This is a genomic window from Metaprevotella massiliensis, from assembly GCF_900241015.1.
In genome coordinates this window covers 82832-93329 of record NZ_LT965938.1, presented here as the reverse complement: position 1 = coordinate 93329, position 10498 = coordinate 82832, and the positions used below count along the sequence as shown (strand labels likewise).

At 42.2% G+C, this 10498-nt stretch carries 13 protein-coding genes and 2 pseudogenes; 7 read left to right on the top strand and 8 right to left on the bottom strand.

Annotated elements, in window-relative coordinates; all coding sequences use genetic code 11:
• Positions 1–114: 114 nt before the first annotated feature.
• The 7 genes and pseudogenes from traM to C1709_RS00680 form a co-directional block, all read left to right on the top strand.
• Positions 115–612: pseudogene (traM, locus tag C1709_RS00710) on the top strand (conjugative transposon protein TraM); the annotation flags it as partial.
• A gap of 48 nt (positions 613–660) precedes the next feature.
• On the top strand, positions 661–1617 hold the full coding sequence (traN, locus tag C1709_RS00705) for a conjugative transposon protein TraN (RefSeq protein WP_102285023.1): 957 nt from the start codon (positions 661–663) through the stop codon (positions 1615–1617).
• Positions 1611–2201: a conjugal transfer protein TraO gene (locus C1709_RS00700; protein WP_102285022.1), complete on the top strand. Its 591-nt coding sequence runs from the start codon at positions 1611–1613 to the stop codon at positions 2199–2201. The genes traN and C1709_RS00700 overlap by 7 nt, the downstream gene beginning before the upstream one ends.
• 12 nt (positions 2202–2213) lie before the next feature.
• The gene (locus C1709_RS00695) at positions 2214–2696 is read left to right on the top strand and encodes a DUF3872 domain-containing protein (RefSeq protein ID WP_102285021.1); all 483 of its coding nucleotides are present in this window, start codon (positions 2214–2216) and stop codon (positions 2694–2696) included.
• The gene (locus C1709_RS00690; RefSeq protein WP_102285020.1) at positions 2683–3189 is read left to right on the top strand and encodes a glycoside hydrolase family protein; all 507 of its coding nucleotides are present in this window, start codon (positions 2683–2685) and stop codon (positions 3187–3189) included. The genes C1709_RS00695 and C1709_RS00690 overlap by 14 nt, the downstream gene beginning before the upstream one ends.
• Positions 3190–3361: 172 nt before the next feature.
• Positions 3362–3898, top strand: coding sequence for a coiled-coil domain-containing protein (locus C1709_RS00685; protein WP_245836891.1), 537 nt, complete (start codon positions 3362–3364; stop codon positions 3896–3898).
• The gene (locus C1709_RS00680; protein WP_102285019.1) at positions 3888–5960 is read left to right on the top strand and encodes a hypothetical protein; all 2073 of its coding nucleotides are present in this window, start codon (positions 3888–3890) and stop codon (positions 5958–5960) included. Before C1709_RS00685 ends, C1709_RS00680 begins: the two co-directional genes overlap by 11 nt.
• 385 nt (positions 5961–6345) lie before the next feature.
• On the opposite strand, the gene C1709_RS00675 is transcribed toward C1709_RS00680, so the two are convergent.
• The 8 genes and pseudogenes from C1709_RS00675 to C1709_RS01090 form a co-directional block, all read right to left on the bottom strand.
• Positions 6346–6576 (bottom strand): hypothetical protein, encoded by a 231-nt coding sequence (locus C1709_RS00675; RefSeq protein ID WP_102285032.1) that lies wholly within the window; start codon positions 6574–6576, stop codon positions 6346–6348.
• A 4-nt stretch (positions 6577–6580) separates the two neighbouring features.
• On the bottom strand, positions 6581–6835 hold the full coding sequence (locus C1709_RS00670) for a hypothetical protein (RefSeq protein ID WP_004358302.1): 255 nt from the start codon (positions 6833–6835) through the stop codon (positions 6581–6583).
• A gap of 25 nt (positions 6836–6860) precedes the next feature.
• Positions 6861–8135: a PcfJ domain-containing protein gene (locus C1709_RS00665; protein WP_102285031.1), complete on the bottom strand. Its 1275-nt coding sequence runs from the start codon at positions 8133–8135 to the stop codon at positions 6861–6863.
• Between the two features lie 4 nt (positions 8136–8139).
• Entirely contained in the window at positions 8140–8559 is a 420-nt protein-coding gene (locus C1709_RS00660) for a PcfK-like family protein (protein ID WP_102285018.1), read from the bottom strand.
• 5 nt (positions 8560–8564) lie between these two features.
• Complete coding sequence (locus tag C1709_RS00655; RefSeq protein WP_102285030.1) at positions 8565–9008, bottom strand: hypothetical protein; 444 nt, start codon at positions 9006–9008, stop codon at positions 8565–8567.
• Positions 9009–9264: 256 nt separating this feature from the next.
• The gene (locus tag C1709_RS00650) at positions 9265–9684 is read right to left on the bottom strand and encodes a hypothetical protein (protein WP_245836890.1); all 420 of its coding nucleotides are present in this window, start codon (positions 9682–9684) and stop codon (positions 9265–9267) included.
• A 197-nt stretch (positions 9685–9881) separates the two neighbouring features.
• The gene (locus C1709_RS00645) at positions 9882–10346 is read right to left on the bottom strand and encodes a DUF1896 domain-containing protein (protein ID WP_102285017.1); all 465 of its coding nucleotides are present in this window, start codon (positions 10344–10346) and stop codon (positions 9882–9884) included.
• Between the two features lie 38 nt (positions 10347–10384).
• Positions 10385–10498: pseudogene (locus C1709_RS01090) on the bottom strand (tyrosine-type recombinase/integrase); the annotation flags it as partial.

Below are 10498 nucleotides of genomic sequence, written 5' to 3'. Positions count from 1 at the left end.
ACGCATGTCCACAGGAGTGCAACAAACCCGAAAAACATTTGTTTCGTTGAGTACAAACATAAGTTTTTCGGGCAAAGGTAGTAAGGCAGGAAGACCACGCAAAGGCGGCTAATATTGGATGCTTACGCTGCACCCACGATGCGCAACACGCTCAAAGTGGTCGTGGACAGGACAACCACGCTCAAGGAGGGCGACAATGTGGTGCTTCGTCTGCTGGAGACTGCCAAGGTGCAGAGACTGCGCATTCCACGTCAAAGCCGACTCATAGCTATTGCCAAGATTGAGGGCAACCGTATGCATCTGCTCATTAAGAGTATTGAGGTTGGTGGGCATATCATAGCCGTCAAGCTCTCGGCATACGACACGGACGGACAGGAGGGGGTGTATATACCAGGTTCGGAGGACATCAATGCGCTTAAGGAAGTCGGGGCGAACATCGGTGGTTCAATGGGAACCTCCTTTACCTTCGCTTCCTCTGCCAAGGATCAGATTATCTCCGAGGCTGTCCGTGGGGTGATGCAGGGTGCAAGTCAGCAGCTTCAGAAGAAGCTGCGCACCGTAAAGGTAACGCTCAAAGGGGGCTATCGCCTCTTCTTGGTGCAGACAAAATAAACAATCAAGAATAACAAGTAAAACAATAACATCAAATCAACAGCAACAATGAAGAAACTTATTTTATCAATGGCTTTGCTCGCTACGATGGGAGCGACAGCCACTGCACAAGACATCAACAACGGCACACCGCTTATGCCTAATCGTCCTCTCTCTTCTGACGAACTCTTTCAAGGGATGAGCCGTGCCATACCAACGGGGCGTGTCGTACTGCCTTATGGTCTTGACGTTACCTTTGACAAGACCGTGCATCTCATTTTCCCTGCTCCCATTCGCTATGTGGACTTGGGTTCGCAGAACATCATCGCAGGAAAAGCGGAGGATGCAGAGAACGTACTGCGTGTAAAGGCTTCGGTGAAGGACTTTGAGACGGAAACCAATATGAGTGTCATCTGCGACGACGGCTCGTTTTACGCTTTCAATGTCAAATATGCTGATGAGCCGGAGAAGTTAAGCATCGAGATGAAGGACTTCCTGTCACCAACGGACGGACGACTACCGAGCAACCGTGCCGACATCTATTTCAAGGAACTCGGCAACGAGTCGCCCGTATTAGTAAAACTGATGATGCAGACTATCTATCAGAACAACAGGCGTACCGTCAAACATATCGGCTCGCAGCAGTTCGGTATGAAGTTTCTGCTTCGTGGCTTGTACGCCCATAACGGCTTGCTGTATTTCCACACTCGTATGGAAAACGGCACGAATATGCCGTACTCAGTGGATTTTATCACCTTTAAGGTGGTAGATAAGAAGATGGCAAAGCGCACCGCCATACAGGAGCTGGTGTTGCTGCCACTTCGCGCCTATCATCAGGTGATGCAGGTGCGTGGCATGGGTAGTGAACACACAGTGTTTGCGCTCGAACAGTTTTCTCTTGCAGAAGACAAGCAGCTTGAAGTGACACTCTATGAGAGAAATGGCGGTCGTACACTGACTTTTTATGTAACGGCAGAAGACCTGCAGTTGGCAAAGAAGATTGATAATCTCAAACTGAAATGGTAATGAAAAAAAAGAATATCATTTTGACAGTATGCGTTGCGGTGGCTATGACTTTCAGTCTGCCATCACATGCACAGCGACTGATACCCAAGCAAAGGAGAATAGAGGTCGTAGGCAGTCTACCTATTCTAAAGGGAGAAAAACTCTTTCAAGGAGATAACTTCGGTGCGGGTGTATCGCTCACCCGCTATCTAAAGCGTGAGAACTACACCTTTATAACAGTGGAGTATGAACAGCAGAAAATGCCGTACAGAAGTTATAACATAAAACTCAAGGATGCACTTTTGCAGGTGGGCTATATGCAGCCTGTTCTCTCCGACAGAGGTAAGAATGTGTTGCTTTATGGTGGCATATCCGCCTTGGGTGGCTATGAGCAGCTGAACGAGGACAAGACACTATTGCCTGATGGGGCAACGCTGCACGACCGTTCACACTTCGTCTATGGCGGTGCCGTGCATGGCTCGGTGGAAGTATTCCTAACGGACAGGGTTCTCTTTCTTGTAAGAGCACAGGGGCGTTTCATCTTTGGAACGGACGTGCATCGTTTCCGTCCGGCTGTTTCTGTAGGGCTAAGGTTTAACTTTTAAGTAGAAGAAAAGATGAAGAAGATATTGAATACGATTTGGGTAATGGGTGTGCTGACCCTTGCCGTGTTTTGCCTATCTGCTTGTGATAGGGAACTGGATGTGCAGCAGGCTTATCCGTTCACTATCGAGACGATGCCTGTTCAGAAGGACATCACCAAGGGACAGACGGCAGAGATACGCTGCACGCTGAAGCGGGGCGGTGAGTTTGCTGACACTCGCTATACGATACGTTATTTCCAGCCTGATGGCAAAGGAACGCTGAAGATGGACGATGGTACGGTGTTCAAGCCCAACGACCGCTATCCGCTTACAAAAGATGTGTTCCGTCTGTATTACACCTCGCTCTCCACTGACCGCCAGACGATTGACGTGTATGTGGAGGATAGTTTTGGCAAAATGCAGCAACTGACTTTCAGCTTCAATAATGAGAAGGAGGAAGAAAAGGGAAAAACCACCGCAGTAGTAACCAGAGCCTTGAACGATGCGAACGGCTAAACGCTTTGCTTTATTCTGTATAATGTGCTTGCTCTGTCAGCCGACCCTTGCCCAGCGCAGGGTGCGGCTGGCAGACTTGCCACCTTTTGAGCGTGCGGTAGTTGTAGTAAAATACTTTGAGGGCATGCACGGCTGGCAGAATTATCCGTATGTTGGCTATGGGCATCAGTTGCAACCAGGAGAACGTTTCACGGCAGATATGACGGAACGGCAAGCGGACTCTCTGCTCCGTGCCGACCTTTGGAAATGCTTTGAACACTTTAAAGGTTATGGTAAGGATGCACTGCTACTCACCTTGCTTGCCTACAATGTGGGCGTGGGGCGATTGCTTGGATATGGCAAGCATCCAAAGAGTAGGTTGCTGCGGAGGATAGAATCGGGCGACAGGAATTTCTACCGTGAATTTGTCTCTTTCTGCCAATACAAGGGCAAGGTCCTCAGAGGGCTGGTCAAACGACGAAAGGTTGAGTTTGTCCTGTTTTATGTACCTTGATTGCTAAATATGCCTCTTGCGACATTTTTATGTTCCGCAAGGGGCGTTTTCTTGCCGTTTTATTCGCCTTTCTCGCTATGAATGAGTAACTTTGTAAACGAAATACGCCTTTTGCATAGAGGATGCTTACTGAGCGTGAAGAGAAATGGAAAATAGCAGGAGAATATCATATATGAATTCATTTTGTTTACCCCTTATAGTAACAATTCCCTTGATTGGCGTTATTCTAATTTACATTCGTAAATTGAGAGATAAGAGCGATATTACACCCGACATCAAACAAGAGGTTGAGACGGGAGAAATAGACGATTTATTTAATAATACAATAGAAGAAGTAAACACTCACCTCCCCCAAAAGATAAAGCAAAAAGAATTCAGGGTAATACTAAAGAACAAGAGTTGGTGGAATAGAAACAATCCTTTTATAGGGGGGATGTGTGCGATTTCATTCATAGCTATTCTAATGCTTGTTTTGTCGAGTGTTACTCACAGGAAATATAACACTCAACAAGAAATATCTATTCAGAAAGAACATCAAAAAATTTTATACAGAGACTCAATACAAAACAACAAAGACTCTATAAAAAACGAACAAATTGAACTTGTATCTTCTGAACTCTCTGACCTTAATAAGACTATCAGGGAGACAAATAGAATAATTCGTAGAGTAGAACAACAAATAAAAGATATCAAAGAAAATGATTTTTGATTTTACTAATTATACATTCAGCGGATTCCTTTCCATTTTAGCAGCTCTTTACGGTGTCGGATATCCTTTGATAATGCAAAGTATCGGTAGAATATATACACAATATGATTCCACATTACTTGCGAATAGATTTACAAAAGAGATAATATATAGGGTGTTCCAAATCCTTCTTATACTGAATTTGTTATTTGCCGTTTCTACCCCTTTTCTACTACATGCAGAATGGTGGAATATAGGTTTTGTGACAATCCAAGCTATTCTTTTGGTACTACTGATGGGATTTACTTTTCTACTATTCCAGTTAATGATAAAATACGAGAATGCGGGAGAACTTCTTAGGCATATAGAGGGAGGGCAAATTAACAAATCCAACGTCATGGATATTTTTGATTTAGCAATCTATGCCGACTCAAAAAATAATCATCAACTTTACTTTGATGCTATGTCAAGTATATGTTCATACATAACTATTCAACAGGGCGATTCTTATAAGAATCAGAAAGAAGATGCGATTTTACCGCCAGTTGTATATGATGAGAATGTTGTTGCAATACTTAGAAAACTAAAAGGGTTCATCAGAGAGGATGATGGACATCATTTGTTACATCGAAATAATGATATAGTAGCAATCTTGTATAACCAGATATCAAAGTCAAGAATTAGCCTGCAAACTCATCAAATGATGTGGTTTTTACTAAATGAGGCTATAACATATAATAACCACTCTTGGTTCAAACAATATTGGCAGTTTGCTGATAGTTATTCAAGTCTACGATATCGCTTTGTTGCCAATGAGATATTAAGGCAGGACAAAAAAGAATTTATGCTTCGCCATGTAATGATAGGAACATTACTACTCCATAATGAAAGATATAAATGGCTCAATGATATATTCCTTTATACACATTCAGAGCCAGAATACTATGGCTTAATTCCAAGCACATTTATAGAGATTGTTGAGATGCTGGAAAACGTAGATTCGATATGTACGGTTCCTGCTTTTCAACAGCAAAATTTTTATTTTGCAGACGAAATGGGAGGTGTAAATGATGAAAAGTTTGTATTTAGGAAAGCGGTAAAGTACCTGTCATTACTTGTGATCAGGTTATGGACTTTAAAGCTTCGGAATTTAAACAACATAAATTTTCTCTTTCAAATACCAGCCTCTCCAATATTGATAGAAGATGATAAAAGAATGGCAACTTTAATGGAGATGATGAAAGATGATGTAGAGGAGTTTAGTAAAGATATCTTTCAATTGATTCCACGATTACTCCCTGTTAATAAGGCAGATATATTATCCTTACTTTCAGATTATCGGGACCAATGCTTAAATACCAAAGAAACCCATCAAAATCATCCTGACGTGGATTGTGAAAAATTCTCCAAACTAAAAAAAGAGATAACATCCTTTGCTGGCAGTTTTACTATCACACTTCCACAAAATAATATCATAACAGAGGTTGATAACCTCATAACAAAGGAAGGTGTTGTAGAAACAAAAGAAAGTTTGGAAACCATTTATTACTCTCCATATAAAAATATTGGGCTTTGTAAGCCTCCTCTTCTGACGAATTTTATGTTTGATTTGTATCGTATGTATCTGCGAGTGCTTGACAGTATGAAAAAGTTATCGTCGTATAAGACACATTGGAGCCAAATAGAAGAATTTCTGGAAATGATTGAATATAATGATTTAGATTATACAATAATCACAACAGACAAAATTCAACACCTAAAAAAAACTCATATTAGCTTATGTGCAGGAGTTCAACCATTGGGGTTCTTCATTTTGAAAAAAGGTGATATTCCACATGTATCATTTGGTGAAGTCAAAAGAGATGATTTGAAACTAATAGCTGATAGTAATATTAGTTCAAATATAGATTCTTTTGTAGACTGCCATGAGACTCATTTTTATCTTGTTATGGCAACAAAGATGTTTGTGCATATAAAAGAAAAAATAGATGGCGTAATTTATGTTTCTGTAAATGGAGAATACCCAGAACAAAAGAAACCTATTACTATCAATACTACTTTAACCGAATTGTTTGGTAATTAAAATGGGTAGTGTTAAATCCACGTCTTCGTTTTGTTACTTTTGAGTCGTTCCGACTCACTGTCAAAAGTAACGAGGTGTTTTTCATCGGGGTTTTTTTGCTCCTTTCTTTGTCCGCTCGAAGCTCACGAAAGAAAGGAGGGGGTGTGTCAAAATTGGCACACCCTCTTTTAACATATCACAAAGCCCGAACTTTCACAAGCACGGGCTTTGCCATTCCATATTTTTTTTGTACCTTTATGGAAAGAATTTATAGTATGTCAAATTTTAAGCCAATGGGACACCATATAACAAAAATCAATAAATAACTTTGTTTTTGCTTTCGCTAAACGATATACAGAAAGAGGGTGCGCCATAAATGACCATAGTCAATTATGACACACCCTCATTATTCCGTCTGTTCTTCTTGAATGGTTATCCGTCCCATCCTTACTTCGGGGTGCGTGGAGAAAGCCCAATTTATCTCATCATCGGGCAGGGTGCTGTGAATACTTCCACCCATGACCAACCCACAATCTTGCAGGACTTTCTGCCGTGCTTCCTCCTTGCTCTTTGCAACAACATCGAATACTCCGTCAAAGACATATTGCGTTCGAACTCTGTAAACTTTCTTCTTCATAATCTTAAAATTCAACCTTTAATAATCTGTATTCCTTTGGCTCTCCATTGGATAATTTGCGGTGTTTAAGCCAAAAATGATGCGCGCCATATCCGTATGCAAAGAATTTGTCAAGTTCCGTTTCTTCGGCTATTTTATTGATTGCCGACCTTAACTCGTCCTTGTTTTCGGACAGGGTTATCGCATTGATAACCCGAATGAGTATGTGCGGTATCTCGTCCGCACTGTTATAGATAATGTTTTCAATCTCTGTTTTCATATCTGTGTCTATTTAATTGTTTGTTTTATGCAGTAGCTTTCATCCGCTGGCTGATTAGCCTACGATTGGCATTGACAAGGTTTACTATCTGTTCGTGGTACTCGGTATTCTTGTTGCACACTCCACGACTTTGCACCACCTCAAATGATTTCAGTGATACCTCTATTGTTTCTATCCGCTTGCCCTCAATGGTTGCCGACAGGATTAGTGAGTCCTCTTTAAGATAATATTCGTTGGAGAATACGCAATGGTGCATGGTCGCTCCCTCCTCCAAATGTTCACGCACGCTCTCCAATACGTGGACTTGGATTGTGCCGTCCGTGAAATGGATACCGAAAAACTTGGATTTAAGTTCTTTGAAACGCTTTTCATCTTCCATTGCCTTCTGCTGTTTTTGGGTTATCTCCTCCCTTTCCCTTTGTCTATTGAGCTCCTCCTGTCTGCGGTCGTGTTCGGCTTTGAGGTTGATGGGGCAAAGAAACTTCGGGCTGTGTATGTCCTTGCCCAAGCTGCTGAGCATATCCACATAATCGCACCAAAGGGAAATATCCGTTATATCGTAGCCGTTACGGACTGCAATCTTATAGGACTGCCAATACTCGTCAAACGCTCTTCTTTTGCCAAGAAAATAGCGTAGGTGGTCTGTACGTCCCGACTTTATCAATGTTTCGGCACGGCTGTCAGAAAGCAAGGCAGGAATGAGTGTTGTCGGTTGTATATTGTAAAAGTCATTCTTGAAACCATTTCTGCGAAGTGTGTCTGATACCTTGAACTTCGGATATATCTGCGAATAGGCTACATATCGGTAGGCTTCATTGTCATTGCGGATTGCCATAGGTGCGCAATAGGAAAATGTATCAACGTAATGTCCCAATATACGTTGTATGGCAACCAAGGTTTTCCGTCCTTGTGCGTTCCACCAATACTGCCCGATTTCAAGTGTGTAGTACTCTGCCTTGCAACCTTTCTCCATTTCAGCCACGAGGAGGAACATCCGCAACACTTGGTATTCTCCGCAAGCGGTGAGTGTCGTAAAATAGTGCTTCTGCTGCAATTTCCTTTGGAATGTTTCCTTGACCTGCAACTTAGCCCTGCAATGAGGGCAAGTGCAAGTTTTTCTATGTTTGTTCAGTGTCCAACTATGTCCACAGTCCATACAAGTGGTACGACCTTTTGGCAAGCGGTAGGCAAAGTGGTTGATGCACTCACGAAATGCCCATCTGCTTTGTGTCTTGGTTATCGGGCGAAGGTTCTTGCTCTCGGCAAGGACTGCCTTCTCAAATTTGTTTCTCGGTTTCATAGGCTTAAAAATCAAATAGTGATGGTTGTACTTGGGTTGCTATGTTCTCGGTCTTTTTAACTCGTGCGTTACGGCTCTGTATTTTGGCAAGTTCCTCACGCTGATATTGCTTAATGGCTTCTTGCCTTGCTTCGGCTTTTTCTTCCTCTGTGAGTTCTACCATGTGATTGACCATTACTTGGCAATTGGTAGGCTTGCCAATCTCTAAATTGTCCTCATCATAGTAGTGAACAGCCATAGAGAAGATTTCATCATCATCAAAGCCGTTGCAACCGCTTTTCTGCACTTCATTAAGAATGTAGGTGATGCACTCCTCGATATTCTTGTTAGGTTTCATCAAGTTAGGGGCAAACAAGGGGTCTGTCATAGCACGCTGATTGAGATACTCGGCTATTGTCCGTGTAAAATGTTCTGTACCTTTCATATTGCTTAGTATTTTGGGATTTCTACTATCTGATTGATGCGTCCATATAGGTAGGCTCTTAGGCTTGTTCTGTCGGGTGCGTAATACTCTGTCCATTGTCCGTACTGATTGACAAGGTATTTCTTCTGTACATCAAAGAAGTCAAAGCGATAGCCTTGCAGGGGAACGGCTGTGCGGAAATAGGTATTAGAGTTCACCGCTTCACATAGCCAATTCTTTTCCTCACGGCTTATCATTTCGCCACGATTGAGTTTCACACGTAGGATATATACTTTGCTGTTACAAAGGCTCTCCAAAGGGGGAACGTCCCATTGTACAAACTTAATTGCCAATACTTGCTCACTCTTTTCAGCCGTAGGGTTAATGCGGTAATGAGAGGAGGAGCTATATCCTTTGCTGTTCATCGAAGATTTGGATACTGTCCAAGGTTCTGACAGGCCTAATGCCATTGTAAATATCTCGGTACTATTCATTTTGCAAAGGTAACATTTTGACGAGAAATATTCGCTACCTACCCACACGATTCGTTATAGAGCCTAAATTCCTTATCTCAGAATAACAGAGTCGAGTAGGTTGGGAAACGAAAGTTTTCTAACCTACTTTCGTTGTATGACGGGCATGTCATACATAGAAAAGGTGGTTTTCTCAAAATGCGAGATAACCACCTAATGAAATAACATGAAAGGTTTTACAGAGCTGTGCTTCTCAAAGCATGCATAGCAGGATGGCACAGAGAATAGCCAACCAAAATAGAATGCTCAGCAGCGTAAATGCCACTTTCAGAATTACCCTGACTATAAAGCGTAGTATCAGAAAACCTGCAATGACTGAGATGGCAGTTACGACTTGCGGCGTTACTATCTTCGAGATAAGCCAAATGACACCGATAAGGATGGAAAGCAGGATAGCGAGTTCTATGAAGCGTGTCCAACCGAAGCGGCGGACTTGCTTGGGAGAAGTCGGCAGCTGCTTGTCCTTATCGGTTTTGTTCGATGCGTCTGCCTTGATGAAGGCAGGTGTGTGAACGATTTCGTTAAGCCGTGAGGACAATGGAAGCTCGCTTCTATTGTCTCGGCGAGAAATCGCACTTTTAAGAACGTCTTGATTCATGATGATTGTATTCATATCGGAGCTTTTTATAGTTTGGCTTTCACTTCGTTCGCCGATTTTCAATTCAAGAGCAGTTACAAGATGCGCAGGCTACACACGAGTTGTTGAGAGCTTTGCTCGAAAAAAGACAAGTGTTTGTACAAACTCTTGGCGTGTGGAGCGGAGCGTTTATCTTGGCTCTTGACACTATAAAAGCTCCCAATGGTGTTACATCAAGTCATGTTCTCACTATCGACGGTTGGCAGACCATTGACCTCAATGAGCAGAACGATTGTTCCTGTCAATTCGGTGTAGAGTTTCTCATACTCTGGACTCGCCCCGAAGTCGTCCGTCAGTTCATACTTATCGAAAACGCTTTGCACAGCCTTATTCTTCAGAAGCATTGGTGTTAGTCTTTCAGGAAGAGGAGAAGGGAGTTCTTTCTCGAACTCATTCTCCAAGACAGACACAAGTGTGTCATACTTGGAAAAGTGAAGTCCTCGATACAAGACTTCACTTGCCATGGTCTCTGCTTCAAGATATGAGAAACTTTGCGCCACTGCATCACAGTAGGTAGTAAGAGCATCATCGGCTCTTGCCGTTATGAATTGGTTATCACTCAGCATTTCGGGGAAATGTTCACTGAGATAGTTCTCCAACTTCAGACGGAAGTAAGATAGTTCTTTCTTGGTTTCCATAAATCTTTTATTTTAGGGTTATACATTTTATTATATTATCAGATGCCCATCGCCTTATTGAACTTGCCGAGTTTGTCAGCGAGCTGTTCCATGTCATGCTCCACTTTTTTGTTGGTTATGCGGGCATAAATTTGTGTAGTTTTAATGTTGGT

Bases quoted from the DNA above. Each gene is read 5' to 3' on its own strand.
- C1709_RS00690 (WP_102285020.1), top strand. From the start codon at position 2,683: ATGCGAACGGCTAAACGCTTTGCTTTATTCTGTATAATGTGCTTGCTC.
- C1709_RS00655 (WP_102285030.1), bottom strand. From the start codon at position 9,008: ATGGCATTAGGCCTGTCAGAACCTTGGACAGTATCCAAATCTTCGATG.
- C1709_RS00650 (WP_245836890.1), bottom strand. From the start codon at position 9,684: ATGAATACAATCATCATGAATCAAGACGTTCTTAAAAGTGCGATTTCT.
- C1709_RS00670 (WP_004358302.1), bottom strand. From the start codon at position 6,835: ATGAAAACAGAGATTGAAAACATTATCTATAACAGTGCGGACGAGATA.
- C1709_RS00660 (WP_102285018.1), bottom strand. From the start codon at position 8,559: ATGAAAGGTACAGAACATTTTACACGGACAATAGCCGAGTATCTCAAT.
- traN (WP_102285023.1), top strand. From the start codon at position 661: ATGAAGAAACTTATTTTATCAATGGCTTTGCTCGCTACGATGGGAGCG.
- C1709_RS00645 (WP_102285017.1), bottom strand. From the start codon at position 10,346: ATGGAAACCAAGAAAGAACTATCTTACTTCCGTCTGAAGTTGGAGAAC.
- C1709_RS00665 (WP_102285031.1), bottom strand. From the start codon at position 8,135: ATGAAACCGAGAAACAAATTTGAGAAGGCAGTCCTTGCCGAGAGCAAG.
- C1709_RS00695 (WP_102285021.1), top strand. From the start codon at position 2,214: ATGAAGAAGATATTGAATACGATTTGGGTAATGGGTGTGCTGACCCTT.
- C1709_RS00685 (WP_245836891.1), top strand. From the start codon at position 3,362: ATGAATTCATTTTGTTTACCCCTTATAGTAACAATTCCCTTGATTGGC.
- C1709_RS00700 (WP_102285022.1), top strand. From the start codon at position 1,611: ATGGTAATGAAAAAAAAGAATATCATTTTGACAGTATGCGTTGCGGTG.
- C1709_RS00675 (WP_102285032.1), bottom strand. From the start codon at position 6,576: ATGAAGAAGAAAGTTTACAGAGTTCGAACGCAATATGTCTTTGACGGA.
- C1709_RS00680 (WP_102285019.1), top strand. From the start codon at position 3,888: ATGATTTTTGATTTTACTAATTATACATTCAGCGGATTCCTTTCCATT.